The organism is Mesorhizobium sp. WSM4976, assembly GCF_029625685.1.
Taxonomy (GTDB): domain Bacteria; phylum Pseudomonadota; class Alphaproteobacteria; order Rhizobiales; family Rhizobiaceae; genus Mesorhizobium.
This window is the reverse complement of record NZ_JARTVT010000004.1, coordinates 283645-310354: the sequence shown is the minus strand read 5'-3', so window position 1 is coordinate 310354 and position 26710 is coordinate 283645. Positions and strand designations below refer to the sequence as shown.

Genomic DNA, 26710 nt, shown 5'->3' with positions numbered 1-26710 from the left:
TCGTCACGGTGGCGCGGGACCAACGCCCAATCAGCTCTTAAACTGATTCAACGCAATCGTGAGGTTGCCTGATGAGCGATGCCGTGAAGACCTCCAGCCTGGACGGCGCCCCGACCATCCCGGTGCTCGTCTGCGCGCTGGCGATCTTCCTGCTTTCGGGGATGGACGCGGCGATGAAGTCCTTGGTCATCGCGGTCGGCGTTTACAACACGCTGCTGTGGCGCAGCATGGTCGCGACCCTGGTCGCCGGCGCTGCCTGGTCGGCGGGGCCGCGCTCGAGACCGGTGCTTCCGGTTCTCGGTCTGCACGCGCTGCGCGCCGCAATCGTCGGCGTCGTCCTGGTCTCGTTCTTTTGGGGTCTCGCCAGGCTGCCGCTCGCCGAGGCGATCGGGCTGAGCTTCGTCGCGCCGCTGTTTGCGCTCTTCCTCGCCGCGCTGCTGCTGGGCGAGCGCATTCGGCGGCAGGCCGTGTGGGCGTCGCTTGCCGGCATCGCCGGCGTCGCGATCATCCTGTCCGGGCAGTTCGGGCGGGAAAGCTATTCACAGGATGCCGTGCTCGGCACGGCGGCGGTGCTCGCATCGACGGTGTTCTACGGCTACAATCTAGTCCTAGCCCGGCAGCAGGCTCTATTGGCCAAGCCGGTCGAGATCATGCTGTTCCAGAACCTCTTCGTTGGGATCATCCTTGGTTGCGCAGCACCTTGGCTCGCGGTTGCGCTGCCGGGAGATCTCTGGCTGCCCTTGGTCGGGGTGGCGCTGCTGTCGCTCGCGGGGCAGTTCCTGATGAGCTGGTCCTATGCCCGCGCCGAAGCGCAATATCTGATCCCGACCGAATATTCCGCCTTTATCTGGGCGATCGCGCTTGGCTGGTTCCTCTTCGGCGAGAAGCTGGCCTGGACCACGCTTGCCGGCGCATGCCTCATCGTCGCCGGCTGCCTGATCGCGGCGCGCGCCAATCCGAAGCTTGCCGAGCCGATCGAAGCGGCGATGTGAGGCGGTCTTCCAGGCCGGCCGCCTAACCTTGCGGGTTCTGCGCCTTAAGGCGCACGCCCCTGCCGCCGCGCTCGCTGGCGTGGTTCTCGCCGATCAGCTCCACACCGACCTCGTCGAGCGCCTGGATGACCTTCATCAGCGTGTCCACTACGCCCCTGACCACGCCCTCCCTCGCTTCCATGCGCTGGATCGTCGGCAGGGAAACGCCGGCGCGCTCGGTGAGCGTCTTCTGGTCGATGCCGGTCAACGCCCGCGCGGCACGCATCTGTGCGGCAGTGATCATCGGCTGAACCTTCTTCTGAAAAACGAAAGATGTGTATTTTAAAGATTACAATATCTCAAGCATCATTTTAAATGTTTCAACCATCGATGTCGCTGTCTGTCACCACTTTGCGCCGCTGCAACAGGCGTGCCGCGAGCCAGCACAGCATGGCCCAGGCGAAGCCCGCGCACCAGCCGGCAAGCACGTCGGACGGCCAGTGCACGCCGAGATAGACGCGGCTGGTGCCGACCAGCACGGTGATCAGCACGGCAAGGCAAAGCACGTAGATTTTCGTCCGGCGATCCGGAAGGAAGCGCGCGGCCAAAGAGCCGAGCGTCAGATAGGTCACCGCCGATAGCATGGCGTGTCCGCTTGGAAAGGACAGCGACGTTTCGGTGGCCAGGTGCGAGACGAGGTCCGGCCGGGGACGGTCGATCTCGAGCTTGAGCAAGGTGGAAAGCACTTGCCCGCCCGCCACCGCCGCGAACACGAACAGCGCGGTTGAAGGCCTGCGGATCAACAGCAGGTAGATGATCGTCGCGGTCGTGATCAGCACCAGCACGACGGTGCTGCCAAGCGAGGTGACGTCGCGTATGGCTCCCTGCAGCCAAAGCGGACCTATCGGGCTATCCGGCTGCCCGGCATGGCGGAAGGCAAGCAGGATCTCGGTGTCGAAGGCATGCGGCGTCGTGGCCCGCGCCACCTCCATCAATTCTTCGAAACCCCACAGCCCGCCAGCGATCACCAGCCCGGCCAGAAGCAGGGGGAATTCGATCTTGGCAAACAGCGCTCCGACGGATGGCTTCATGGAAGACTCGAGGGTTAGAGCTTCTGCATATAGGGCCCGAGCGTGATCAGGGCGACGGCGGCGATCGCCAGCACCATGCCGGTCGACTGGAACGCATTGAGCCGTTCGCCGAAAAAGGCGACTGCCACGACATTGACCGCGACAAGCTGGATCACTGCCGACAGGCTGAATGCCACCGACATGCCGAATTCGCGCACCAACCTCAGCATGATCAGGTTGCCGGCCGTATAGAGCGCCAGCGTCACAAGTAGCTTGACCAGGCTGGGCGCCAGGCCCCATTGCTTGGCGGCCATCGCCGCCAGCAGGAACATCACGGTCGAAATACCGAGCTGCGCCAGTCCCCAGAAACTCACTTTTGCCATCCCTTTGCAGGTTCTCGCCGGCGCTCTTGTTCCCGAACCACGCCACAGCGTCAAGCCGATCCGGCAGCGAACAGGCTGCGGGGAGCGGCAGCGCCTTGGACGCCCGGGCAAACAATTGTCCACGATCGATCCCGCCGATGTCACGCAAATGTGATCGGCGCGCTTTAGGGGTCTGAAGGTCCAGCTCAAGCCACCTCAATAAGCCAGAGGAACACTATGACCGCGACCCCTGAAACCCGCTTCCGCACCAGCCAGCTCGAGGAAAATGACGGTCCTCCCGTCAACCCGACCGACAACCGCACCATGGGCGAGATCATTGCCGCGCGCTTCTCGCGCCGCGGCTTTCTCATGGGCTCGCTGGCCATCTCGGCCATCGCCGCCACCGTCAGCCCGCTGGCGCTGGTCGCCGCCGACGAGGCGCGCGCGGCGGAAGGCTCCGCTTTCAAATTCGACGAGCTTGAGGCCGGCATCGACGATAAGCACCATGTCGCGCCCGGCTATGATGCCGACGTGCTGTTGCGCTGGGGCGATCCGCTGTTTGCCGATTCGCCGGAGTTCAATCCGCTGAAGCAGTCAGCCGAGGCTCAGGCAAAACAGTTCGGCTACAACAATGACTATGTCGGCTACATCCCGATCGACGGCTCGGCCGAGCACGGGCTTTTGGTCGTCAACCACGAATACACCAACCCGCATCTGATGTTCCCCGGCATCGTTTCGATCGTCGAGAAGGACGGCAAAAAAGCCGCCGAGGTCGCGCCGCTCTCGAAGGAGCAGGTTGATGTCGAGATGGCCGCGCATGGCGGGACCATCGTCGAGATTCGCAAGGAAGGCGGCAAATGGCAGGTGATGCGCGACGGCAAGCTCAACCGCCGCATCATGTCGACCACCGAGATGGCGATCTCCGGCCCAGCCGCCGGTCATGACCGCCTCAAGACCAGTGCCGACCCCTCCGGCACCAAGGTTATCGGCACGCTCAACAATTGCGCTGGCGGCGTGACGCCTTGGGGCACCTATGTGATGGCCGAAGAGAACATCCACGGCTATTTCTCTGGCGAGCTGCCGCAAGGCCACAGGGAAGCCGCCAATTACAAGCGCCTCGGCATACCGGAAGGCGCCTATGAGTGGGGCGCGCATTACGAGCGCTTCAACCTCACCAAGGAGCCGAACGAGCCGAACCGTTTCGGCTGGATCGTCGAGGTCGACGTCAACGACCCGACCTCGACACCGAGGAAGCGCACCGCCATGGGCCGCTTCAAGCACGAGGGTGCGGAGTCGATCGTCGCCAGGGACGGCCGCGTCGTCTTCTATCTCGGCGACGACGAGCGCTTCGACTATGTCTACAAATTCGTCACCGCCGGCACGTTCAACCCCAACGACCGCGCCGCCAACATGAACCTGCTCGACGACGGCACGCTGCATGTGGCGAAATTCGCCGAGGACGGCTCGGTCGAGTGGATGCCGATCGTCTTTGGCCAAGGCCCGCTGACGGCTGAGAATAGCTTTGCGTCCCAGGCCGACGTTCTCATTGAGACGCGGCGCGCTGCTGACCTGCTCGGCGCCACCAAGATGGACCGGCCGGAAGACATTCAGCCCAATGCCGGCAACGGCAAGGTCTATGTCATGCTGACCAACAATTCCAAGCGCAAGGCCGAACAGATCGACGCCGCCAACCCGCGTGCTTCCAATGCCTTCGGCCATATCATCGAGATCGTTGAGGACGGCGGCGATTTCGCCGCCAGCAAGGGCAAGTGGGAAGTGCTGCTGAAATGCGGCGATCCTTCCGTTGCCGATGTCGGCGCCACCTTCTCGACGGCGACCAGCGCCCATGGCTGGTTCGGCATGCCGGACAATTGCGCCGTCGATTCTGCCGGACGCCTCTGGGTCGCCACCGACGGCCAGGGCCCGAAGGCCACCGGCCGCACCGATGGCCTGTGGGCGGTGGACACCGAAGGCGCGGCGCGGGCGACATCAAAGCTGTTCTTCCGCGTGCCGATCGGCGCCGAAATGTGCGGCCCGCTCTTCGCGCCGGATGACCAGACGGCTTTTGTCGCCGTCCAGCATCCGGGTGACGGCGGCGAGGACTGGGAAGGCTTTGGCCGTCCGTCCTATTACGAGGATCCGTCGACCCGCTGGCCGGACTTCAAGCCGGACATGCCGGTGCGGCCGTCCGTCGTTGCGATCACGAAGCAGGGCGGCGGCAAGATCGCGGTTTAAGCTTGCGGACTCGGCGTCGGGGTTGGCGGAGTCCCCCGACGTCGCGTCTCACCCCGCCCGCTGGACCACCGCGATGTTCATCGCGCTGCGCAGCCGGAAGCCGATCGACTCGTAAAGCTTTATCGCCGCGGCGTTGTTGGCGAAGGCGTGCAGATATGGCACCTCGCCGCGCGCCATGATGCGGTTGGCCACAAACAGCGACAACAGCCTGGCAAGACCGCCGCCGCGAAAATCCGGATGCGAGCAGACGCCGCTGAGTTCCGAATAGCCGGGCTGCTTCATGCGCTCGCCGGCCATCGCGGCCAGCCTGCCGTCGATCTTCACGCCCCAGAATTCACCGAGGCTCAAGGCTTCGAGCGTGAACGGGCCAGGTTTCGTCAGCGAGGCGAGCGCAAGCATCTCGGCCGCGTCCTGCCGCATCAATTGCTCGATCCGAGGGTCGGCGACCGTGTGCAAGGCTTGCTCGGCAATCATCTGCACGGCGTCGGCGGTCATCGTCGCGACAAGCGCCGGCGGAAGGACGATGCCGTCGGCCTGAGCCAGGATGACGGTCTCGCCAGCGGGAACGAGCCTAGCGAGCGCGTGCAGGCTTTCCGGATCGTCGGTTGCCGTGGCGGCGAACGGAATGATCGATGGCCGGTACCGACGCGCGAGATCGTCACCCTCAGCGAATGTCCTTTGCCGCGTTTCTAGCGCGCTCCAGACGGGGCGGTCGAGCATGTGCTTCATGGCGTGGCGAACCTTTCGGCGCGACGGTTGAGCGGCGTCTCCGCCAGCCGATCCTCGATGGCGGCAAGCTGGTCTAGCAGCGGCCCGGAAAGATCGGCGCACAGATCCGCGACGGCATTTTCGATGCTCGGCCAGATGTCCCGTTTCGCCCGTTCGACCAGCCGCCTGCCGTTGCCGGTCAGCGAAACGATCCTGCGCCGCTGGTCATCATCCGAAGAATTGACCTCCACCAGCCCCAACTCGGCAAGTAGCGCCACGCTGCGCGTCACGCCCGGCTGCGCGACGCCGAGCGACAGCGCCAGCTCGCCGACCGGCAGCGGCCCCAGCCTGTCGAGCGCGGCGAGCAGCGGGTACTGGCTCGACTGGATGCGCAGGTCGAGGCGGTCGAGCACTCGCTGCGTATCGGCCTGCAACTGCTCGCCCATGCGCTTCATCCGGCTGCCGAGGCAGAGAAAGCCGAGAGATCGCAGAATGTCTTCCATAGCTCGCTCACCAGATATCGATAACTTGATATATAACATTGCATGGAACAGTCAACCAGGTGCTGGCAGGGCGCCGATACCGACGGCTTCCGGAGGTTTGCCCTTCATTCCCCGTCAATTGCATCCTATATCGCGCTGACGCGATGTGGCCGGCAGCGGCCGCCAGCGATTCGCGACCTGAGGGCGGCAGGTCATCCATTCTTGGCACGCGGAGCTCATGGCGCCCCTGCGTATCTATTTCGACAGGCTTCTCGACGCCGTGGCGCCCAAAGTGCCGCGGCGCGACTTGACGGATGCCGAACGCCTGGCGCTGGTGCGCCGTTACGGCGATTTCTCGCTCGCCTATTCGACCGCCGTGCAGCAAAAACTGTCCTATTTCAGCGACGGCGACGGCTATATCGCCTTCGGCACCAAGATGAGCCGTCATTTCGCTCTGGGCGATCCGGTGGCCGACCCGGCCGACCGCCCGGCCTATATAAGGCGCTTCGTCGAAGCCGCCTGCGGCCCCTGGTTCGTCCAGATCGGCGCCGACACGGCCAAGGTGCTCGCCGGTCTCGGCTACAAGGTCAACCGACTCGGCATGGACACCAGGCTGCTTTTGCCGGAGCATGATTTTTCGGGCAAGCGCAACGAGACGGTGCGCTATTCCGAGCGGTGGTTGGCGAAGAAGGGATTTGTCCTTGCCGAGAGCACGGGCGACATGCCGGTCGAGGAGATCATGCAGCTTTCCGCCGATTGGCGCAAAGAACGCATCATCAAGCGCTGGGAGATGGGCTTCCTCAACCGCCGCTTTTCGCCCCTGCCCGAGGCCGATATGCGCCGCTTCGTCCTGCACAGCCCAGAGGGCCGGCTGCTCGCCATCCTTGATTTCGACCCCCTGTTTCGCAACGGCAAGGTCTTCGGCTACACCACCTCCTTCAAACGCAAGCAGGTCGACGCGACGCCGCATGCCGAGATCGGCCTGACAAAATTCGCAGTCGACCGCTTTCGCGAGGAAGGCGTTTCGGCGGTGACCCTCGGTCTCTCGCCGCTGCTCGACATCGAGCCCAGCGGCTTCGCCGAATCGGATTTCTGGCGCAGCACCTTCCAGCGCGCCTACCAATCGCGCTGGGTCAACCGCTCGCGCTTCAACCTACAGGGTCAGGCGGCTTTCAAGCGCCGCTTCCATGGTGTCGAGGAGCCGACCTATATCGCGTTCCGTAAAGGAACCTTCGTGGAGATGCTGGGGCTGCTGCGCCTGACCAAGGCGATCTGAAGCAGGCGTTTTCCTCGCCGGGGAGCGGGGGGAAAGGAGCTAGTTCCTGAGCCGGTAGCCTGTCTTGAAAATCCAGGCGACGATGGCGATGCAGATGGCCAGGAACACCAGCGTCATGCCGAGGCTGACGCCGACCGAGACGTCGGCCTTGCCGTAAAAGCTCCAGCGGAACCCGCTGATCAGGTAGACGACCGGGTTGAACAGCGTGACCGTCTTCCAGATGCCGGGCAGCATGTGGATGGAATAGAAGCTGCCGCCGAGGAAGGTGAGCGGCGTGACGATGAGCAGCGGCACCAGCTGCAGTTGCTCGAAAGTCTTCGCCCAGATGCCGATGATGAAGCCAAACAGGCTGAAGGTCACCGCGGTCAGCACCAGGAAGGCAATCATCCAGAACGGATGCTCGATCCTGAGCGGCACGAATAACGCCGCGGTGGCGAGGATAATCAGGCCAAGCATGATCGACTTGGTCGCGGCGCCCCCGACATAGGCGATGATGATTTCCAAATAGGAAACCGGCGCCGACAGCAGCTCATAGATCGAGCCGACGAATTTGGGGAAATAGATGGCGAAGGAAGCATTCGAGATCGACTGCGTCAAGAGCGACAGCATCATCAGGCCCGGCACGATGAAGGCGCCGTAGGCAATGCCGTCGATCTCGTTGATGCGCGAGCCTATGGCCGAGCCGAAGACGACGAAATAGAGCGATGTCGAGATGACCGGCGAGATGATGCTCTGCAGCACCGTGCGGAAGGCGCGCGCCATCTCCACCCGGTAGATCGCCCATACCGCACGAAAATTGGGGGCCGCACGAAGATTCATGGCTCTTGCCTCAGAAGATTGACGAAGATCTCTTCGAGCGAGCTGTTCTTGGTATCGAGATCGCGGAACTGGACGCCGGCCGCCTCGAGGTCGCGGATCAGCGAGGCGACGCCCGGGCGGTCGCTCTGGTTGTCGTAAGTGTAGGTGAGCTGGCTACCGTCGGCGGACAGGTCCAATGGATAGCTGGAAAGCCCATCCGGAACGGCCGCGAGCGGCGCGCGCAGCTCCAGCGTCATTTGCTTGCGGCCAAGCTTGCGCATCAGCTCGGCCTTGCCCTCGACCAGGATGATCTCGCCCTTGTTGATGACGCCGACGCGGTCGGCCATCGCCTCGGCTTCCTCGATGTAATGCGTGGTGAGGATGATGGTGACGCCGTCCTCGCGCAGGCGCCTGACCATCGCCCACATGTCCTGGCGCAGCTCGACGTCGACGCCGGCCGTCGGCTCGTCGAGGAACAGCACGCGCGGCTCGTGCGACAGCGCCTTGGCGATCATCAGCCGGCGTTTCATGCCGCCCGACAGCGTTATCGCCTTTGAGTCTTTCTTCTCCCAGAGCGACAGGTCGCGCAGCACCTTCTCGACAAACTCCTTGTTCGGCGCCTTGCCGAAGAGGCCGCGGCTGTAGTTCACCGTCGCCCAGACCGTCTCGAAGGCGTCGATGGTGAGTTCCTGCGGCACCAGTCCGATCAGGCTGCGCGCGGCGCGATAGTCCCGGCCGATGTCATGGCCATCCACCGTGACGCTGCCCGACGAGCGGTTGACGATGCCGCAGACGATCGAGATCAGCGTCGTCTTGCCGGCGCCGTTCGGCCCGAGCAGCGCGAAGATCTCGCCGCGCTCGATGTCGAGATTGATTTCCTTCAGCGCCTTGAAGCCGGTGGCATAGGTTTTCGTGACACCGGAGATCGAGATGATGGATGACATGCTGAAAAACGGCCGGCTGGAAAAGGTGACCTGATATAGGTCGGATGCCGCCCGAAGCAACCGTCAGTCGCCGCTGTTCCTGACAATTCTGAACAGTCGGATGATCGCGGCAGTCGGAGAGGCGGCGTCGGCCACAGCCCCGTCAAACGGGGAGAAGGCTCAACCCTGCTCCGTCCAGAACGCGATCTCCTGCGCCTTGGTCCGGAGCTCGGTCTTCAGCCACTGGTCGTCGTCGTCCAGGTAGCTCCACGGCGTCTTGCCCTGCGCCTGCATCTCGCGGATGTAGGAGCGGTAGCGGTAGTGGCTGTAGACCGACATCGCATAGGTGGCATAGGCGGCGGCAAGCTTGCTGTGGCCGCGGACGATGACCAGGTTCTCGTCATTCTTCTGGCTCGCCGGCGCCGAGAAATTGTGGCTGCCGGTCACCACCACGCAATCCTTCGAGTGCGGGTCGGTGACCAGGATCTTCGAGTGCACGATGGCGTGGCCGATCTGCGACAGGAACTGCCGCCGGTTGACCTCGGCGATCCATGGCCCGAGGGGCGCATCCAGGCCTTGTGGCTGCGCCACCGCGTAGCGGTCGGGCGTGAATGTCCGGTCGCTGCTCACCAGGTCGATATCGAGGAAGTTCTGCTCGGTGCCGCCCTCGTCGGCGCTCAGCGTGGAGACCACGCCGCGCACATACATGCCCTTTTCCCGAGCCCTTTGCCCGGCCAGCGTGTGCAGCCCCTGCTTGCCCGGCGTGAACATCAAAAAAAGCACCGCCTGCCTGGCCGAGGTGATAACGTCGCGCAGCGCATCCATGTCGGCCCCGTTCGAGGTGCGGGTGAACCAGACGGTCGCCTTGGCCGTCCCGACCGTGAAGGTTTTCGGCGCGTCGTTGTCCGCCATCAGCGCCGGCGTGAAATTGGCCGGGTCGGTCTTCGGCGGCGAGGCGTCCTTCAACAGTTCCCAATGCTTGCGAAAATGCTGTGCGACCGCCGCGTCCTCGATCAGCAGCCCGTTGTTGACCTGCGTGCAGAGGCCGGTAGTGCTCCAGTTGGTGCTGCCGGTCCACACCATCTTCGGTTCACCGCCTTCCGACACGACCACGAACTTGTTGTGGCCGAGGCCTTTCGACTTCAGCATCCGGTCGACGGTCGCGATGCCGTGATCGTTGAGGTTCTTGCGCGCCGCCTTGTTGCCGTCGCCGCTCTTATCGGAACCATTGGCGAGGATGAGATGGAGCCGCGGCCCTAGCCCGATCAACGCCGTCTCCAGCGTCGCGTCGCCGAGCTCGTAGAGCGCGGCATGCAGTTCGTCGCCGGCGCCTTGCGTCAGCCCGACCATCCGCAGACCGAGATCGCCTTCCAGGAATGCGCGGAATTTTGCGTCGCCATTGGTCTGCAGGCTCTTCTTGAAGGCCGCAGGCGTCAGCCTGTTCTTGGCCATGTAGCGGGCGACGAACTGCGACAACACCAGTCCGCGGTTGAAGTAGCAGGAAAAGCCGCCCCCGGCGTCGGTGGCAAGTGTCGTCCAGTCCGTCCAGTCGCTCGTCACGCCCTTGGTCAGCGGCTTGCCGGGTCCGGCGCTCATCATCGCGGTCACCCGGTAGCGCACGACATTGCCGACATCGGCGGCGTGGTCGGTCCAGTTGAACCGCTGGAACGGCCAAACGTCGGACGGCCGGTGGTCGCCCGATTTCGGCTTGTCCCTAGTGAAGCCGACGCGGTTCTCCACCGGGTCGATCTTCTCGGTCGCGCCGACCTTGCGGCCGCGCTCGAGCAGGAAACCCCGGCATCCCGCAATGAACTCGCTCGGCGCCCAGGCGACGAAAGCGTCGTCGCCATTGGTGTAGACGGAAACCTTTATGCTGACGGTCACCTGTCGTTCCTCCACGATCCATCGTTCCTGCCCATGCAGCACCGGCATGGCGAGCCCATCGATACAGCCCACAAAACCCGCGGCGGACGCGAGGCCCGGATCAGTTGAAACAGAACATTCGAAAGGACAGCGGCGATGATTGTGTGGCGGCAGACGATCGACCGTCAATGTTTTGCAGCATCAAGTATAACTCTATGAACTGCTTCACACTGCGTGCTGTTTGCCAGCAAACGCAAACGTTGGGGATTGGCTAAGGCCGCCCGAACCTCGTTATTCCTGGACGGGGCAGCCGTGAAGCGGCGCCGCGCCCCTGGAATCCATTCCGTGGAATTGGTCGATGGGTACAAACGGCGCAGAATCCTCACCGCCGCGGCACGTCAAAGTCACGGCATGGATCCTCGGGTCTGCGCGCGTCGCTTCGCTCCTTGCTCCGCCCGTGGATGACGAAGCCACGGGGCGTGCCGGCCAATCTCCAACGCACGCCATGGGAACCGGCCGGCCCGGAGACCGTTTCGGAATTCGCTCCGGCGAGTCATATGGTGGTGGTTTCGAGAACCGGAGCGGAGCGTACTGAAGTACGTGAGCCTGCGCATGACCCCGAAAATCGAAATCGATTTTCGGAAAGGATCATGCGCCGAGCAAAAAATACTGCAGCGACCTTTGCGCGTCCAAGAGGACGCGCGGCGCTGCAGAAGCGCGGAAACCGCCACCAGATGGCGGCCGGAGTAGAATTTCCAAACGGTCTCTCAGCTCTTGCTGGAGGCCAGCACAAGCACCGGCTTCTCGCTGTAGAGCTTGGGGAACAGCGCCTTGAGGTTCTCGATCTTCGGCAAGTCGTTGTAGACGATATAAGGATAGGTCGGGTTCAGCGTCAGGAAATCCTGATGGTAGTCCTCGGCCGGATAGAAGGTCTTGCCGGTCTCCAGGGTGGTGACGATCGGCTTGGGAAACACCTTGGCCTTGTCGAGCTGGGCGATGTAGTTCTCGGCGACCTTCTTCTGCTCGTCGTTCTCGGCGAAGATCGTGGAGCGGTATTGCGTGCCTGAATCCGGCCCCTGGTAGTTGAGCTGCGTCGGGTTGTGAGCGACCGAGAAATAGACCTGCAGGAGCTGGCCGTAGGTGACCTTCGACGGATCGTAGGTGATCTCGACCGATTCGGCATGGCCCGTGCGGCCGGTGCCGACGACCTCGTAGACGGCATTTTCGGCGCTGCCGCCGGTATAGCCGGACACCGCCTTGCTGACGCCCTTGACGTGCTGGAACACGCCCTGCACGCCCCAGAAGCAGCCGCCGGCGAAGATCGCCTTCTCGGTGCCGCTCGCCGCCTTCTCGTCCATTGCCGGCGGCGGGATCACCACCGCGTCCTCGGCCGAGCGGGCCGGGCTCTGCCAGAAGACGGCCGCGGCCGCGCTCAGCACCAGCGCCGCCAGCGCCCCTTTGGCAAGGAATGGCCGCCGCGCGGCTTTCTTTTCAATGCCGGTCATGTTGGGTCTCCTTGTTGTAGGTCCACTATATACGAACGGAGCCGCCACGGGGTTCTCACTTTGCCGTGCGGCGGTGTGTAATCGCCGACGTCGCTCCCTCCTCATCCGGACGCTTCGCGGCCACCTTCTCCCCGAGGGGAGAAGAGATAGCGTCGGCGCCGACCGCCTCCTCTCCCCCGCCGGGGATAGGTCGGATTGCCCCGAATTGCTCTTCGCAATTCGGTTGGCAATCCGGCTGAGGGGGCGTGCCAAACTCACCTCACTGAGCAGTGCCATCCGCCGGCTTCATCGCGTCCGTCGCCGGCTTCATGGCGTCGGTTGCAGGCTTCATCGCATCCGTCGCGGGCTTCATGGCATCCGCAGGTTTCATCGCATCCGTGGCCGGCTTCATCGCCTCAGTGCTCATCGCGTCGGGCTTCATGGCGTCGGCCGGCTTCATCGCGTCCGTCGCCGGCTTCATGGCATCGGTCGCCATCGCATTGGCTGGCTTCATGGCGTTGGTCGTGTCGTCGGCGCGGGCGCCGGCAACGAAGACGGCGGCGGAAAGCGCGAGGGTCAGAGCCGGCAGCGTGAGGAACTTGGTCATGAGGTAGTCTCCTTGGTTTTGGCGCGCGCAGATGCGGGCCTTGGTGAAGCGTTGCCGCCCATGCGGCCCCGCGCGAAGGGAAAGAAAGATCAGTTGGCGGCGGCAGCCAGGATCGGACCGCCGCGCGGCGCCTGCACCAGCACGGCGGTGCTCAAGCCGCCGCTGGCCGCCGGCAGCGGCAGCGTCGTCGCTTCGCCGTTCCAGCTGCCAAGTTTTGTCAGCGCATGCACGACATTGGCATGGGGCAGCGTGCGGCCGGTATTCTCGCCGCGCGCCACAGGCACTTCGACGACGCCTCTGTTGTAGCGCACCAGCCAGACATCGGCGCCGCCGCCTGGTGCCTTGCCGGCGCCGATGCTGACTTTGCCCTGCCCGAGCGAAAGCTCCGGGCCTTGCGGATGGCCGCTGTTGGCGATGAGGCCCTGGATCTCGCCCGGCCCCGCGCCCACGGCGTCATGGCTGCCGTTCACCACCACCTGCGGTGTGAACGGCCCGTCGCGGCCGAGCGGCGACTCATAGGTCACCTGGCGATCGGTGAATTCCTTGCGGCCGAACGTGTCCTTCCAGCCGAGATAGTCCCAATAGGTGACGTTGAACGACAGCGCCAGCACGCCCGGCTGGTCCTTGACCTTGATCAGGTTGGCATTGGCTGGCGGACAGGACGAGCAGCCCTGACTGGTGAACAGCTCGACCACGGTCAGCGGCTGGGCGGCCGCGGCACCGATCGTGGCGGCCAGCATAGCGCCGGCGAGCAGGCCTGTCTTCAATCCGGTCATGGGAAGCAATCTCCGTAGCGGGGTCATGCTCCCATTTCGCCGCCGCGGATCGCTTCGTTACAAGCTTCACCGGTTTGTGATTATAGGCCTTCTCCGTGTCTCCTCCGATCGCGGAAGAAGCTCATCCGTTCGACGCGCGGCTATCCTCCGGCGCTTCGGCCCTTTCCGTCAGCCCGTAATCGCGCACGACATGGGCGATGCGCAGGCGGTAGCCGGCAAAGATGCCGCCGCGCCCAGCCTTTTGCGCCTGACGATGCTCCTCGGTGTTGCGCCAGGCTTTCACCGCTTCCTCGTCGCGCCAGAAGGACAGCGACAGCACGCGCTTCGGGTCGGTCAGGCTCTGGAAGCGCTCGACCGAGATGAAGCCGTCGATGCTCTCAAGCGGCGGCCTGAGCTCGGCGGCGATGCCGAGATAGGCATCGCGCTTTCCTTCCGCCGGCTCGACCTCGAAGATGACAGCGATCATGCCTCTATTCCTTCCTTGACGGTCAAGTCGGTGCGAAAGAGCTGCCTTGGACCGTGCGGCCCTGACACCAGCTTCAGGAAGACGCGATCTTCCTTCAAGATGAACTTCTCGCGCCTGGCGAACTCGTAATTTGCCTTGCCCGTGGGGTCGGCCGCAAGCCGGGCGCGATAGGCTTCATAGGCCGCGAGGCTCTCGATGTTGTAGGCGGCGTAAGCCGTGGTGGCCGAGCCTTCATGCGGCGCGTAATAGCCAATCAGATCGGCCCCGCAGCGCGGAATGGCCTGGCCCCAGGCGCGCGCATATTGCTCGAAGGCCGCCTTGCCGAACGGGTCGATCTCGTAGCGGATGAAGCAGGTGATTGTCATATAGGTCTCCTCGGTTGGCTTGTGGACGACGACCGTTCGATCCCGGTGGAAACATCGCTTCCGTCATTGTGCTAGGCATTCTCCTGTCAGGAGTGTTTGCCTGGGCTGCTTGAGATGGTCCCAGAATAGTGCTTGCCTGACGGGAATGCTTCGATAAGGATCGAACCATGCGTGAAGGACCCGATATTGCCCGCATCGCCTGCCTGGTCGGCGACCCGGCCCGTGCCAACATGCTGAACGCGCTGATGGGCGGCACGGCGCTGACGGCGTCGGAGCTGGCGCTCGAAGCCGGCGTGTCACTGCCCACCGCTTCCTCGCATCTGTCCAAGCTGATGGAGGGCGGCCTGCTGACCTTGGCCAGCCAGGGCCGCCACCGCTATTACGGGCTGGCCAGTGCGCAAGTGGCCAGCATGATCGAGGCGATCATCGGCGTCGCCGAAGCGGTCGGCCCGAGACGGGCGCGACCCGGTCCGCGCGATGCGGCCATGCGCGTGGCGCGGGTCTGCTACGACCACCTCGCCGGCGAGCAGGCCGTTGCGATGCTCGACCGACTCTTCGACAGGAAACTTCTGCTGCGCGAGGACAACGAGATCCGGCTGTCATCTTCCGGCGCGGCGCATTTTTCCGCGCTCGGCATCGAGACCCATGCCAAGGCCCGGCGGCCGGTGTGCCGCGCTTGCCTCGACTGGAGCGTGCGGCGCTCGCATCTCGCCGGCATGCTGGGCGCCGCCATCCTCGACAAGATCATCGCCGAGAAATGGGCCCGCCGCGAAAAGGATAGCCGCGCCGTGGTGTTCTCGCCGAGGGGCAGGCAAGAGTTTGAGAGGGTGTTTCTGTCCTAGGCGGACAATCTCTTGGTGCTGGCGGGACAGCATGGCAGCCTGGCGCATGTATTGTCCAATGCAGCGCTGGTCGACCCCCACTCCGTCTCGGCTTCGCCGAGCCACCTCTCCCCCGATCGACGGGGTAGAGGAAAGGCGCCCTTCCTTTCCCTCCGGAGGGGGGAAAGGTGGCGCTGCGAAGCAGCGACGGATTGGGGGAACCACGTGGCAATCAAGCCTCAGCCCGATCAGGTACGCCAGTCACAGATGATATGTGCATAGCGTCGACAAAGCGGGGGAGATGTCCGGCAGTACAGAGGGGGGGCGAAGGATCGCGACGCTTGTTGCGCCAGTTAACTCCGCTTCAACGCCTTACCCAGCTTGAAGAACTCCTTCCACGGATCGGCCTTCTTCAGCTGAGCCAGCGTGGAAGCATCGCCAAGCGGGAAGGCATTCGGCGCAAGGCCCTTCTCGATCTCCGGCCAGGTCACCGGCATCGATATCGTCGCGCCCTTCTTGGCGCGCGAGGAATAGGGCGCGACCGTGGTCGCGCCGCGGCCGTTTCGCAGATAGTCGATGAAGATTCTTCCGGTGCGCGCCTTCTTCGACAAGGTCGCCGTGTAGCGGTCGGGCGCGGCCTGCTCCAACGCGCGAGCGAAATCATGGGCGAAATCCTTGACAGCGTCCCATTCCGCAGAGGGCTTCAGCGGCACCAGAACGTGATAGCCCTTGCCACCCGAGGTCTTGACCAGGTTGGGCAGCGACAGCTCGTCGAGCTGCGTGTGGATGTCCAGCGCCGCTTCACGCACTTTGCCGACATCGATGCCTTCGTCCGGATCGAGGTCGAAGATGATCTGGTCGGGCTTTTCCAGCTCATCGATCGTCGAGCCCCAGATATGCACCTCGACCACGCCATACTGGACCAGCGCCGCCAGCCCGTCGAAATCCTTGATGTAGAGTATCTCCTCGCCATCGGTCGGATCTTTCATGCGGGCGATCTTGTCACTCATGCCGGGCGAGGCGTGTTTTTGGAAGAAGCGCTGGCCGTGGATGCCGTCGGGCGCGCGCACAAGGCTCAGCGGCCGGTTTACGACAAACTGCTCCATGCGCGGCCACACCAAAGCGTAGTGTTCGAGCAGGTCCTGTTTCGAGACCTCCTCGTCGGGCCACAACAGCTTGTCGGGATGCGAGAGTTTTATCGAGGTCTTCGCCGCTCCGGCCGGGGGTTTTGACGGCGCCTTTGCGCCCGGCTTTGCTTCGCTCTCGGCCTTCATCGGCTTTTCCTGCACGACTTCCTCCGCCGGCTTGTCCTCGCGAAGCCCCTGGAACGAAGCGTGGCGGATTATACGGTCGGATGTCCAGCTGCGGAACTCCACCTCGCCGACAAGCTCGGGCTTGACGAAGGTAAGCCCCTTGCCCTTCGGCACCGCCGCAGAGAAAGGCGATGTCTTCGCCTCGAGGCGATCGAGCTTCTTCTTCAAATCCGTCAGCACCTTGCCGGAAAAGCCGGTGCCTACACGGCCGGCGTAGTTGAGCTTGCCGCCTTCATAATAGCCGACGAGAAGCGAGCGCACGCCCCGCCCGCTCTTGTCCGAAGGCAGATAGCCGCCGATGACGAATTCCTGCCGGAGCGTGCATTTCGACTTGATCCAGGTGAGCCCCCGCCCGCTGCGATAGGGCGCGTCGGCGCGCTTCGACACCACGCCTTCGAGACCCATGCGGCAGACATGCTGCAGCATGACCTTGCCGGGCTCGTGGAAATGATCGCTGAAGCGCAGCGCCGAATTCTCGGGCTGCTCGCCGAGCAGCTCAGCCAGCGCCTGCTTGCGGTCGACCAGCGGCTCGCGGCGCAAATCCTCGCCGTCGAGGCGTATCAGGTCGAACACATAATAGACGAAGCGGTCGGCACGGCGCGCCGAGAGATCCGCCTGCAGCAGCGGGAACGATGACACGCCGCTGTCGGCCAGCACCACGACCTCGCCGTCGATGATGGCGTCGCGGCATTTCAGTTTGGCCAGCGCAGCGGTGACCGGCCCCTCGAATTTGCCGGTCCAGTCGAGGCCGGCGCGGGTGAGCAGCCTGACCTCGCTGCCTTCGATCTGCGCCTGCATGCGGTAGCCGTCGAGTTTCACTTCATGCAGCCAGTCGTCGCCGGTGGGTGCTTCCTTCTCCAGCGTCGCCAGCTGCGGCTCGATGAATTCGAGCCGCCGGGCCTGGCCGGCCTTGGCTTTGGCAGGTCTGTTCGACTGCCAGACTTTCGGTTTCTGCCCCTTGGCGGCCTTGCCCTCGCCAACTTCTTCGATGGTCAGGCCGGATTTGACCGAACGCGGCTCCTCCACCAGAATGTCCTCGCCCGGCCGGGCGGCGGCGTCGTCGGATTTGATCAGCAGCCAGTTGTCGCGCTTCTCGCCGGGGCGAGGCCTCAGCCTGACCAGATGCCAGCGACCGTTGAGCTTTTGGCCTTCGAGCTCGAAATCGATATGTCCCTTCTTCATGCCCTTGGCCGGATCGCCGTCCGGTGTCCATCTGCCTTCGTCCCAGACCAGGACCGAGCCGCCGCCATATTGGCCCTTTGGTATGGTGCCCTCGAAAGACGCATAGTCGATCGGATGGTCCTCGACATGCACGGCAAGCCGCTTCTCATGCGGATCGAGGCTCGGGCCACGCGTCACCGCCCAGCTCCACAGCACGCCGTCATGTTCCAGCCGGAAATCGTAATGAAGCCGCGTGGCGGCATGCTTCTGGACGACGAAGATGCCGCCGGCCTGCTTGCCGTGCTTCACCTTGCCGGCCGGCTCGGCGGTTTTCTTGAAATCGCGCTTGGCGTGATATTGTTCGAGGCTCGCCATGCCGCCACTCCCCTATGCGGATTTACGCTTCGACGCCGCCGCTTTGGCCCTTGGCCGTCGCGCCGTCTTTGACGAAGTTTTGCCGGCTTTGCCGTCGTCGGCACTGAGGCTCTTCTTCAGCGCGTCGAACAGATTAACGACGTTGGACGGTTTCGGCGATGCCTTGGCCTTCGGCGCCTTTCTGCCGGCCTTCTTGGAACGGACCAGCTCGAGCAGCGATTCTTCATAGCGATCCCTGAATTTGGCCGGGTCGAACTTCGCCTTCTTCTTGTCAATGATATTCTCGGCCAGCCCGACCATCTCGCCGTCCAGCTTCGCGGACCGGATGTCGGCGAACACGCCGGACGCGTCGCGCACGGTGTCTCCGTAGCGCAGCGTCGTCAGCAGCATGCCTTTGCCGAACGGCTCGATCATCGCCGGGCGCTCCCGCTGATAGAGCACGATGCGGGCCAAGCCGGCCATTTTCTTCTCCGCAAGCGCATCGCGGATGACGGCGAAGGCCTCCTCCGAAACCTTGTCTGCCGGCGAGACGTAATAGGGCGTGTCGAGATAGACCTGATCGATCGAAGCCTTGTCGACGAAGCCGTCGAGATCGAGCGTGTGTGACGATTCGATCTGGACCGCCTCGATATCCTCGTCCTCGATGCGGATGAATTCGTCCCTGCCGACCTCGAAACCCCTGACCTCCTCATCCTCTTCCAGCGGCTTGCCGCTTTTCTGGTCGACATAGACACGCCGGACCCTGTTGCCGGTCTTGCGGTTGAGGATGTGGAAGGACACCTTTTCGGCGTGGGTGACGACGTTGCTCAGTTGGATGGCGCAGGTGACCAGTGAAAGCTTGAGATAACCGCTCCAGGCGGGGCGCGGCGCCATGACGAACACTCCTTGCAGCATCGGGGCAACATCGGACAAACCGAAACGGCCTGAGCGCCGCTTCGGTTCCCGGGGACGGGAGGGCCGACGCCACGCGCCGGCCTTATCGGGAGCCTATTCTGCCGCCTGAAGGTTGACCTTGCTTTCGGCGATCTCGGTCAGCTTGCGGTCGGTCGCCTCTTCTTCCTTGAGGTTCTTGGCCAGCACATTGGCGCAATCGCTGCGGCCGAGCTGCTTGGCCCAGGCGATCAGCGTGCCGTAGCGCGTTATCTCATAGTGCTCGACGGCCTGCGCCGAGGCGATCAGCGCCGCATCGAGGACCTCCTTGTCGTCGACATCGCCGCTCACCTCGTCGGCCTCCGCGAGGATGCCGTCGATGGCCGGGCAGTTGACGGTCTTTGCCTTGACGCCATGCAGCTCGAACACCTGCTCGACCCGCTCGATGTGACCCTTGGTCTGCGTGAGATGCTTCTCGAAGCCGGCTTTCAACTGCGGATCGGTCGCCTTGTCGATCATCTTCGGCAGCGATTTTTCGATCTGCTTCTCGGCATAATAGATGTCGCGCAGTGTATGGATGAAGAGATCGTCCAGCGTCTTGATGTCTTTCGAAAAGAAGCCCATGGCGGTTGCCTTTCCATGTTTCGCATTGTGGGGAAGTTGCGCGGCGGACAGCCGTCAACGCGGCCGGGTTCGCTCCCGGCCTTGCCGGGTCAACGTCGGCTTCCGTGACAGGTTCCTGCCGGGCCGACCACGCGAAAGGAAATTTCCTGTCGTCGGACGAACGTGAAACGGAAGCGCGCCCAAGCGACATCGGAACGAAACATATGTGATGCAAAAGTCACACGGCGCGGAAAGGCGACGAAAGGCACCGAAACACCGCGAATCAGCCGCAATCCGGCCACGATGCAACGACTTTCGGACCAGAAATTAACATCACGTTCACCGACTATTCACGCCTCGACGCTATGCTCTCAAACAATTCGGAAGGGACATCCGAAAGCGGGACAGGGATCAACTGAAATGAACTTCTGGAATCACATTACAGGCTACGCCGCAGCCATTCGCGAATTCGTCGCGCCGACCTATCGGCCGGAGCGTTATTACATGCGCGGCCCGGGGCCGGCCTGCGCCCGTCGCGGCAACTCGCTGGGCGTCAGCGCGAACTGATCATGACTCGCGAGCGCGCCCACCATAGCCGCATCTGCCGGCCGGCCGCCGACCAGCGCGCCACCACCTATCGCGCCGAGCGCCTTGTGCTCGCCGCCAACTGGCGTGCGACAACGCCGCGACTTTGACGCCGCCGCCGGCTGGCTTAATGTCTGAAGACATAAGCAGCCAGGGCCGCCATGACCGACCTGCCCGAAAGTCCCACCTTACCGCGCCAAACCTATGACGCCCGCCAGGCGCTGATCGTCTTTGACGGCATCTGCGTGTTCTGCTCGGGCTTCGTCCAGCTCATCCCCAAGCTCGACCGGGAAAACGCTTCCGCTTTGCCGCGGCGCAATCGCCGCTCGGCGAGTCGCTTTTTCGCCGGCACGGCCTGCCGACCGACGATTACGACAGCAACCTTGCCATCGTCGACGGCGTCACCTTCACCAAGCTCGACAGTTTCATCGCGGCCATGTCCGCGCTCGGCTGGCCGTGGCGCGCGACGAAAGCGCTTCCCATCCTGCCGCGACCGCTGCGCGACTGGCTCTACGACAACGGGGGCAAATCCCAGATCCTTGCCAAATCTCGCGACGGATGAAAATTTTCCGGCGCTTGTCGAAATCGGCCGATGCCGCGCGACATAGGTCGGCACGCAACGACGCGGCCTTCAAGAAACGGAGAAGACCATGCGATACATGCTCTTGATCTACAATGACGAAGCCGCGATGGCGAATGCGCCGAAGGAGCAGACCCAGCAGGTGCTCGCGGCCTATGGCGCCTACACCGAGGCGCTGAAGAAATCCGGCGCTTATGTCGCCGGCGAGCGGTTGCGCCCGACCCAGGCGGCCACCTCGGTGCGGCTCGCCGGCAGCAAGACCAATGTGCTCGACGGCCCCTATGCCGACACCAAGGAGCAATTGGCCGGCTTCTACATGATCGAGGCGGCCGACATCGACACGGCCATCGAATGGGGTGCGCGCTGTCCCGCGTCCTCCACCGGGACGGTCGAGGTGCGGCCTATCTGGGAAATGGCAGAGTACGCCGCCGCCGCGGAGTGACCCGCGATGGATGATCGCTCGGGGATCGCGCGGGCGGCGGCCGAAGCGGCCGCCCGGCGCAGCTACGGCAAGCTGGTCGCCTGGCTGGCGGCGCGCACCCGCGACGTCGCCGGCGCCGAGGACGCGCTGGCCGATGCCTTCGCGGCCGCGCTGGAGCGCTGGCCGCGGACCGGCGTGCCGGAGCAGCCGGAAGCCTGGCTGCTCGCGGTGGCGCGCCGGCGCGACGTCGACGCCGTGCGGCGGCGGCTGACCGGCGAGGCGGCGCGCGATCATCTGCAGCTCATTGCCGAGGAGATGGAGGCGCGCATTCGCAGCGAGGAGCTGCCCGACGACCGGTTGCGGCTGATGTTCGCCTGCGCCCATCCGGCGATCGACACCAGCGTGCGCGCGCCGCTGATCCTGCAGACGATCCTCGGTTTCGACGCCGCGACCATCGCCTCGGCCTTCCTGGTCTCGCCGGCGACGATGGGCCAGCGGCTGGTGCGGGCCAAGGCGCGTATCAGGGAGACCGGAATCCCATTTCGCGTGCCGGAGCAGGCGGAGCTTGGCGGGCGGCTGGGCGCGGTGCTGGAGGCGATCTACGCCACCTTCGCCGAGGGCTGGTCGGATGCGACCGGCACCGACAGCCGCCGGCGCAATCTCGCCACCGAAGGCATCTGGCTTGGACGGCTCATCGCCTCGCTGATGCCGGACGAGCCGGAGGCGCTGGGACTCCTGGCGCTGATGCTGTTCGCCGAGGCGCGCCGCTCGGCACGGCGCGGCCCGCAAGGGGATTTCGTGCCTTTGGCCGAGCAGGATGTCGGGCTCTGGGACGACAACCTGATCGACGAGGCGGAAGCCCTGCTGGTGCGCGCCGCGCAAAGGGGCATCATCGGCCGCTACCAGCTGGAAGCCGCCGTGCAGTCCGCCCACACGGCGCGCCGGCGCGGCAGCGGCACCGACTGGGCGGCCATCCGCCAGCTTTACGACGCGCTGCTTTCCGTAGCCGGCTCACCGGTGGTGGCGATCAACCGCGCGGTGGCGATCGCGGAAACCGAGGGTGCAACAGCCGGGCTGGCGGCGCTCTATGTGCTGGGCGATGACAGGCGGCTACAGGACTACCAGCCCTATTGGGCCGCGCGCGCCGGATTGTTGGCCAGGCTCGGCAATACAAAGCAGGCGGCCCAGTCCTACGACCGGGCGATCGGCCTCGAGCGCGACCCGGCGCTGCGCCGCTTCCTGCAGGGCGAGAAGGCGAAGCTTGTCGGGAGTTAGGCCTCGGGCCACATCTCGTGCGAGGCGTTCAGCTTGCGCATGAGGTCGTGCTGGCGCAGCTTCGCCCACAGGCGTTCGATGTTCGGCCAGGCGCTGCGCGCTCTCTCGACCCCGGGATGCCATGCCACCAGCATGACGAGGTAGATGTCGGCGAGCGAGAGCGTGTCGCCTGCCAGCCAGTCGCGGCCGGCCAACGCCCGGTCAAGAATCGCAAAGCCGCGATCCATCTCGGCGACCGCCGCCTGCTTCACCGGCTGCAGAGCAGCGCCATCCGCGGTATAGCGGTGGGCGTAATAGAGCCGCAGCACCGCCGGGTATAGCACCGACGACATGAAGGTCATCCAGCGCAGGAAATCGGCGCGACCGGGCGAACCCGCTTCCGGCGCGAGATGCGCCTCGGGGTGACGCTCGGCAAGCAGGATGCAGATCGCGGCCGATTCGGTCAGCGAATGACCGTCCGGCAGCGTCAGCACCGGCACCTGGTTCAGCGGGCTGATGGCGAGGAAGGCCGGATCGGCCGGATCCTTCTTGGGCACGTCGATCTGCTCGAAGGGCACGCCGGCCATGGCGAGCGCCGCCTCGACGACGAAGCCGCCGCTGCCCGGGCGCGTATAGAGCTTGTACATGAATCCTCCCGCCGGCCGATCAAGGCCAGCGGTGATATGAGCCTGAAGCGACACCTGCCTCAAGCCAGGGCATGCTTGCCACAGGCGCATTTTGAACAGTCCAGCCCGAAAGCTGCCACGTAAGGGCCGGCGACGCCGGCGGGACAGCGCGAACCGGCTCTTGGGCGCGCCTAGGCGCCCAGCCCGTCGAACAGGATGGTCGAAAGATAACGCTCGGCGAAGGAGGGAATGACGACGACGAGGTTCTTGCCCTTGTTCTCTGGCCGCGCGCCGACGACGATGGCCGCCTGGAGTGCTGCGCCCGACGAGATGCCGACCGGCACGCCTTCGAGGCGCGCGACGAGGCGGGCATTAGCGACCGAATCCTCGTTCGACACCCTGACGATTTCGTCATAGACAGACGTGTCGAGGATTTTCGGCGCGAAGCCGGCGCCGATGCCCTGGATCTTGTGCGGGCCGGGCTGGCCGCCGGACAGAACCGGGGAGGCCTCCGGCTCGACCGCGACGATATGCACCGAAGGCTTGCGCTTCTTCAGCACCTGGCCGACGCCGGTGATGGTACCGCCGGTGCCGATGCCGGCAACGAAGATATCGACCTCGCCATTGGTGTCGTTCCAGATCTCCTCGGCCGTGGTGCGGCGATGGATCTCGGGATTGGCCGGGTTCTCGAATTGCTGCGGGATGATGGCGTTGGGCAGCGTGGCGGCAAGCTCGTCGGCCTTGGCGATGGCGCCCTTCATGCCTTTCGGCCCTTCGGTCAGCACCAGCTCGGCGCCGAGCAGCGCCAGCATCTTGCGACGCTCGACCGACATGGTCTCGGGCATGGTGAGGATCAGCTTGTAGCCCTTGGCGGCGGCGGCGAAGGCGAGCGCGATGCCGGTGTTGCCGGAGGTCGGCTCGATCAGCGTGGTCTTGCCGGGCGCAATCTTGCCGGCCTCCTCCAGCGCCTCGATCATGGAGACGCCGATGCGATCCTTGACGGAGGCGATGGGATTGAAGAATTCAAGCTTGGCCATGAGGTTGGCGACGATGCCCTTCTCCCTGGCGAACTTGTCCAGCCTGACCAGCGGCGTGTCGCCAATCGTCTCCGTGATCGAATTGAAGACGCGGCCGCGGCCGGGCACGCGCGCGGAAGACACAGGCTTGTTCATTTGGTTCGCTCCCAGGGCAATGTCACATGCAAAACAGAATAGGGCTTTCAGCCGGGCAAGATAGGCCGACGATCCAAAATATCCGAGTGGGGCGGTTGCTCAAAAGCGCGCCGCAGCGGAAATGCATTTTCCGCCGTCAGCGGTTTCAGGAATGGTTTGGCTGAAATCCAGGAACAGCTGACATCGGAGCCTACTGGCGGGCCGCGATCGCGGCCGCCGCCCCCATCATAAAGCCGGCGGCGGTGCGGTTCAGCACCTTCAGCGCGCGCGGCGATTTCAGTAACCAGCGTGCCTTCGCGGCCAACGCCAGATAAGGCACCAGCACGACGAACAGCACCACCACAGTGAGCGCCGCGAGGATGGCATAGTCGGCGAGGGTGATCGTCCTCAGGTCGACAATGGTCGGCGTGATGGCGAGATAGAAGATCATCGTCTTGGGATTGCCGAGCGTCACCGTCAGCCCGGCGATGAAGCTCGACACCAGCCCACCCTTGGCCTTCCGCGCCTCGACGGTCTCGGGCGTGATACCGCTGGTCCAGAAGCGCCAGGCAAGGAAGGTGAGATAGGCGACTCCGGCCCATTTGATGGCGAGGAAGACCATGCCGAAGGTCTGGGCGACGAAGGCGAGCCCGAGCACCACGGCGGTGAGATAGGTGAGGTCGCCGAGCATCAGGCCGAACGACATGGCAAGCGACGAGCGGAAGCCGGAGCCGAGCGCGCGGGCGACCAGCGCCGTGACGCCGGGGCCTGGAATGGCGGCAGCGACGCCGAGGGCTGCGCTGTAAGCGAGGAATCCGGTGAGTGTCATGGTTTTAGGGCCCGGCGTATGATTCCCCGAAGGGAGCGAGAGGCGCGGGCTTTTATCATGGCGCCCGGTCACTGGTAATTCCCTCGCGGCGAGATTTGTTGCGCCAACGGCAACAGGAGCCGGTTTCCGGGCGGCATGCCTTGGCGATTGGCCGAAGCTGCGCAACCTCGTCATCCACGGGCGGAGCAAGGGGCTGGGAGGCTTCAGCCAATCGCCAGCGTTTGCGCTGATTTCATGGAATGAGCAGGAATGCCTTGTCTTTCGACAACGGCAACGTTCGGACCCCTCGGCCGGGAGCTACCCGCCATAAGTGATGCGCCAGATGGTGCCGTTGCCGTCCTCGGTGAGGATCAGCGCGCCATCCTTTGCCACGGCGACACCGACCGGGCGGCCCCAGACCGCGTCGTCGGCAATGACGAAGCCGGTGGCGAAGTCGTCATATTCGCCGGTCGGCTTGCCGTCCTTGAACCGCAGCCGCACCACCTTATAGCCGGTGCGAGCGTCGCGGTTCCACGAGCCGTGCAAGGTGACGAAGGCGTCGCCCTTATAGTCAGCCGGGAAATTGCCGCCGTCGTAGAAGGCGATGTTGAGCGGCGCAGAATGCGCCTGGATCAGCACGTCAGGCATCGTGACCTTGCCCGCAAGGTCGGGCCGCGCGCCTTTATGGCGCGGGTCCTCATTGTCTCCGATATAATACCAGGGCCAGCCATAGAAGGCGCCGTCCTTTACAGCGGTCGCGTATTCGAAGGGGACGTTATCGCCGAGCTCGTCGCGCTCGTTGACGACGCACCAAAGCGCGCCTGTCACCGGCTGCACGGTCATGCCGGAACAGTTGCGCAGGCCGGTGGCGACCGTCCTGCGATTGTTGCCGTCGTGGTCGAAGGCGAGCACATCGGCGCGGCCCTGCTCCGGGCCCCAAGCCTCGCCGAGCGGCTGCGATTTCGCCCACGCCTCGATGCCGCCTTTCGGCTTCGCCCCCATATCCTCGGCGATGTTGGAGCCGGAGCCGACCGACAGATAGAGCGTCTTGCCGTCGGGCGAGAAGGCGATGTCGCGTGTCCAGTGGTGGTTGGCGGGAATCTTGGCAACGATGGTTTCCGGCTTGCCGGAGGCCTCAAGGTCGCCGGTGCGGTAGGGGAATCGCACGACGCTGTTGCTGTTGGCCACATAGACCCATTGCGGCTTGTCGCCCGGCGGATAGAAGGCGATGCCGTAGGGTCGCGTCAGGCCCCTGGCGAAGATCGACGTCTCGGCTGGCTTCGCGCTGCCCTCGGCCAGGCGATAGACGCGGACCTGGTTCGCGCGACTGTCGGCGACGAAGAGGTCGCCGTTCGGCGCCACACGCACCACGCGGGGACTGTCGATACCCGATGCTACCAGTTCGGCGGAGAAACCCGGCGGAAGCTTTGGCTTCGCGTCCTCGGGACGATCGGTGACGCCGCCGCCATTCGAGGCGGACTCCGTCGCATAGGGCTTCTGCATATCCTGAGGCTTCAGCAGCCGGCGCACGCCCGGGCGTTCGGCCTTCCAGTCGCCGAAGGCCTTTTCGCCGCTGAGCAGAGGCTGATCGGCCTGCTGCGCAAAGGCACCCGTGGCAAGAACCAGCGCGAGGCCCGCAAGGCCGGCGATCCCCTTCATGCTGTCCTCCGTCATCTGTCGACGCGCCCAGATTGATCGGACGCCGCAGACAGGAGATATTGGGCAAACGTCCTAAAAGAGAAGCATGCGCACACGG

General features: G+C 64.3%; 29 protein-coding genes. 9 read left to right on the top strand and 20 right to left on the bottom strand.

Features of this window, described 5'->3' with window-relative positions; translation table 11 throughout:
• Positions 1-71: 71 nt before the first annotated feature.
• Positions 72-992: a DMT family transporter gene (locus tag P9272_RS07405; protein WP_278159998.1), complete on the top strand. Its 921-nt coding sequence runs from the start codon at positions 72-74 to the stop codon at positions 990-992.
• A 22-nt stretch (positions 993-1014) separates the two neighbouring features.
• Here the strand turns inward: P9272_RS07405 and P9272_RS07400 are convergent, their stop codons facing one another.
• The 3 genes from P9272_RS07400 to P9272_RS07390 all read right to left on the bottom strand — a co-directional run bounded on the left by P9272_RS07400 (position 1015) and on the right by P9272_RS07390 (position 2415).
• Positions 1015-1275 (bottom strand): transcriptional regulator, encoded by a 261-nt coding sequence (locus tag P9272_RS07400; protein ID WP_278159997.1) that lies wholly within the window; start codon positions 1273-1275, stop codon positions 1015-1017.
• A 76-nt stretch (positions 1276-1351) separates the two neighbouring features.
• The gene (locus tag P9272_RS07395; protein ID WP_278159996.1) at positions 1352-2062 is read right to left on the bottom strand and encodes a phosphatase PAP2 family protein; all 711 of its coding nucleotides are present in this window, start codon (positions 2060-2062) and stop codon (positions 1352-1354) included.
• 14 nt (positions 2063-2076) lie between these two features.
• Positions 2077-2415: a hypothetical protein gene (locus tag P9272_RS07390; RefSeq protein WP_128257809.1), complete on the bottom strand. Its 339-nt coding sequence runs from the start codon at positions 2413-2415 to the stop codon at positions 2077-2079.
• Positions 2416-2640: 225 nt separating this feature from the next.
• Here P9272_RS07390 and P9272_RS07385 point away from each other — a divergent pair, with 225 nt between their 5' ends.
• Positions 2641-4638: a PhoX family phosphatase gene (locus P9272_RS07385; RefSeq protein ID WP_278159995.1), complete on the top strand. Its 1998-nt coding sequence runs from the start codon at positions 2641-2643 to the stop codon at positions 4636-4638.
• Between the two features lie 48 nt (positions 4639-4686).
• On the opposite strand, the gene P9272_RS07380 is transcribed toward P9272_RS07385, so the two are convergent.
• Both P9272_RS07380 and P9272_RS07375 read right to left on the bottom strand, forming a co-directional pair.
• Complete coding sequence (locus P9272_RS07380; RefSeq protein ID WP_128257810.1) at positions 4687-5367, bottom strand: GNAT family N-acetyltransferase; 681 nt, start codon at positions 5365-5367, stop codon at positions 4687-4689.
• Entirely contained in the window at positions 5364-5849 is a 486-nt protein-coding gene (locus P9272_RS07375) for a MarR family transcriptional regulator (protein ID WP_278159994.1), read from the bottom strand. The genes P9272_RS07380 and P9272_RS07375 overlap by 4 nt, the downstream gene beginning before the upstream one ends.
• 217 nt (positions 5850-6066) lie before the next feature.
• Here P9272_RS07375 and P9272_RS07370 point away from each other — a divergent pair, with 217 nt between their 5' ends.
• On the top strand, positions 6067-7104 hold the full coding sequence (locus P9272_RS07370; protein ID WP_278159993.1) for a phosphatidylglycerol lysyltransferase domain-containing protein: 1038 nt from the start codon (positions 6067-6069) through the stop codon (positions 7102-7104).
• A gap of 39 nt (positions 7105-7143) precedes the next feature.
• Here the strand turns inward: P9272_RS07370 and P9272_RS07365 are convergent, their stop codons facing one another.
• The 8 genes from P9272_RS07365 to P9272_RS07330 all read right to left on the bottom strand — a co-directional run bounded on the left by P9272_RS07365 (position 7144) and on the right by P9272_RS07330 (position 14386).
• Positions 7144-7923, bottom strand: coding sequence for an ABC transporter permease (locus P9272_RS07365; protein ID WP_128257813.1), 780 nt, complete (start codon positions 7921-7923; stop codon positions 7144-7146).
• Positions 7920-8846 carry an ABC transporter ATP-binding protein gene (locus P9272_RS07360; RefSeq protein ID WP_278159992.1) on the bottom strand — a complete coding sequence of 309 codons (927 nt, stop codon included), beginning with the start codon at positions 8844-8846 and terminating at the stop codon, positions 7920-7922. The genes P9272_RS07365 and P9272_RS07360 overlap by 4 nt, the downstream gene beginning before the upstream one ends.
• Positions 8847-9005: 159 nt before the next feature.
• A complete protein-coding gene (locus P9272_RS07355) occupies positions 9006-10709 on the bottom strand; it encodes a phospholipase D-like domain-containing protein (RefSeq protein WP_278159991.1) in 1704 nt (567 codons plus the stop codon).
• 746 nt (positions 10710-11455) lie between these two features.
• Complete coding sequence (msrA, locus tag P9272_RS07350) at positions 11456-12193, bottom strand: peptide-methionine (S)-S-oxide reductase MsrA (protein ID WP_278159990.1); 738 nt, start codon at positions 12191-12193, stop codon at positions 11456-11458.
• Positions 12194-12452: 259 nt separating this feature from the next.
• Positions 12453-12779 carry a hypothetical protein gene (locus P9272_RS07345; RefSeq protein ID WP_128257817.1) on the bottom strand — a complete coding sequence of 109 codons (327 nt, stop codon included), beginning with the start codon at positions 12777-12779 and terminating at the stop codon, positions 12453-12455.
• Between the two features lie 89 nt (positions 12780-12868).
• The gene (locus P9272_RS07340) at positions 12869-13555 is read right to left on the bottom strand and encodes a DUF1223 domain-containing protein (RefSeq protein WP_278159989.1); all 687 of its coding nucleotides are present in this window, start codon (positions 13553-13555) and stop codon (positions 12869-12871) included.
• Between the two features lie 121 nt (positions 13556-13676).
• Positions 13677-14021 (bottom strand): antibiotic biosynthesis monooxygenase, encoded by a 345-nt coding sequence (locus P9272_RS07335; protein ID WP_278159988.1) that lies wholly within the window; start codon positions 14019-14021, stop codon positions 13677-13679.
• The gene (locus P9272_RS07330) at positions 14018-14386 is read right to left on the bottom strand and encodes an NIPSNAP family protein (RefSeq protein ID WP_278159987.1); all 369 of its coding nucleotides are present in this window, start codon (positions 14384-14386) and stop codon (positions 14018-14020) included. The genes P9272_RS07335 and P9272_RS07330 overlap by 4 nt, the downstream gene beginning before the upstream one ends.
• Before the next feature lie 167 nt (positions 14387-14553).
• On the opposite strand from P9272_RS07330, the gene P9272_RS07325 reads away from it, so the two are divergent.
• Positions 14554-15228, top strand: coding sequence for a winged helix-turn-helix domain-containing protein (locus P9272_RS07325; RefSeq protein WP_278159986.1), 675 nt, complete (start codon positions 14554-14556; stop codon positions 15226-15228).
• A 332-nt stretch (positions 15229-15560) separates the two neighbouring features.
• Here P9272_RS07325 and ligD read toward each other — a convergent pair whose 3' ends face one another.
• From ligD to P9272_RS07310, 3 genes are all read right to left on the bottom strand, one after another.
• Entirely contained in the window at positions 15561-18056 is a 2496-nt protein-coding gene (gene ligD / locus P9272_RS07320; protein WP_278159985.1) for a DNA ligase D, read from the bottom strand.
• A 12-nt stretch (positions 18057-18068) separates the two neighbouring features.
• A complete protein-coding gene (locus P9272_RS07315; protein WP_278159984.1) occupies positions 18069-18929 on the bottom strand; it encodes a Ku protein in 861 nt (286 codons plus the stop codon).
• 114 nt (positions 18930-19043) lie between these two features.
• The gene (locus P9272_RS07310; RefSeq protein WP_095820102.1) at positions 19044-19550 is read right to left on the bottom strand and encodes a ferritin-like domain-containing protein; all 507 of its coding nucleotides are present in this window, start codon (positions 19548-19550) and stop codon (positions 19044-19046) included.
• Positions 19551-19949: 399 nt separating this feature from the next.
• Between P9272_RS07310 and P9272_RS07305 the strand changes: the two genes are divergently transcribed.
• The 5 genes from P9272_RS07305 (at position 19950) to P9272_RS07285 (ending at position 22390) form a co-directional block, all read left to right on the top strand.
• Positions 19950-20096, top strand: coding sequence for a hypothetical protein (locus P9272_RS07305; RefSeq protein WP_112128857.1), 147 nt, complete (start codon positions 19950-19952; stop codon positions 20094-20096).
• A 2-nt stretch (positions 20097-20098) separates the two neighbouring features.
• Entirely contained in the window at positions 20099-20224 is a 126-nt protein-coding gene (locus P9272_RS07300) for a hypothetical protein (RefSeq protein ID WP_278159983.1), read from the top strand.
• Between the two features lie 131 nt (positions 20225-20355).
• Complete coding sequence (locus tag P9272_RS07295) at positions 20356-20676, top strand: DCC1-like thiol-disulfide oxidoreductase family protein (protein ID WP_347404036.1); 321 nt, start codon at positions 20356-20358, stop codon at positions 20674-20676.
• A gap of 88 nt (positions 20677-20764) precedes the next feature.
• Positions 20765-21136 carry a YciI family protein gene (locus P9272_RS07290; RefSeq protein WP_278159982.1) on the top strand — a complete coding sequence of 124 codons (372 nt, stop codon included), beginning with the start codon at positions 20765-20767 and terminating at the stop codon, positions 21134-21136.
• Between the two features lie 6 nt (positions 21137-21142).
• On the top strand, positions 21143-22390 hold the full coding sequence (locus P9272_RS07285) for an RNA polymerase sigma factor (RefSeq protein ID WP_278159981.1): 1248 nt from the start codon (positions 21143-21145) through the stop codon (positions 22388-22390).
• Here the strand turns inward: P9272_RS07285 and P9272_RS07280 are convergent.
• From P9272_RS07280 to P9272_RS07265, 4 genes are all read right to left on the bottom strand, one after another.
• Entirely contained in the window at positions 22387-23016 is a 630-nt protein-coding gene (locus P9272_RS07280) for a glutathione S-transferase family protein (RefSeq protein WP_128257825.1), read from the bottom strand. The two genes, P9272_RS07285 and P9272_RS07280, sit on opposite strands and share 4 nt — an antisense overlap.
• 170 nt (positions 23017-23186) lie before the next feature.
• Positions 23187-24167, bottom strand: coding sequence for a cysteine synthase A (gene cysK / locus P9272_RS07275; protein ID WP_128257826.1), 981 nt, complete (start codon positions 24165-24167; stop codon positions 23187-23189).
• 190 nt (positions 24168-24357) lie between these two features.
• On the bottom strand, positions 24358-24975 hold the full coding sequence (locus tag P9272_RS07270) for a LysE family translocator (protein WP_278159980.1): 618 nt from the start codon (positions 24973-24975) through the stop codon (positions 24358-24360).
• A gap of 297 nt (positions 24976-25272) precedes the next feature.
• Entirely contained in the window at positions 25273-26613 is a 1341-nt protein-coding gene (locus tag P9272_RS07265) for a sorbosone dehydrogenase family protein (protein ID WP_278159979.1), read from the bottom strand.
• Positions 26614-26710 lie beyond the last annotated feature (97 nt).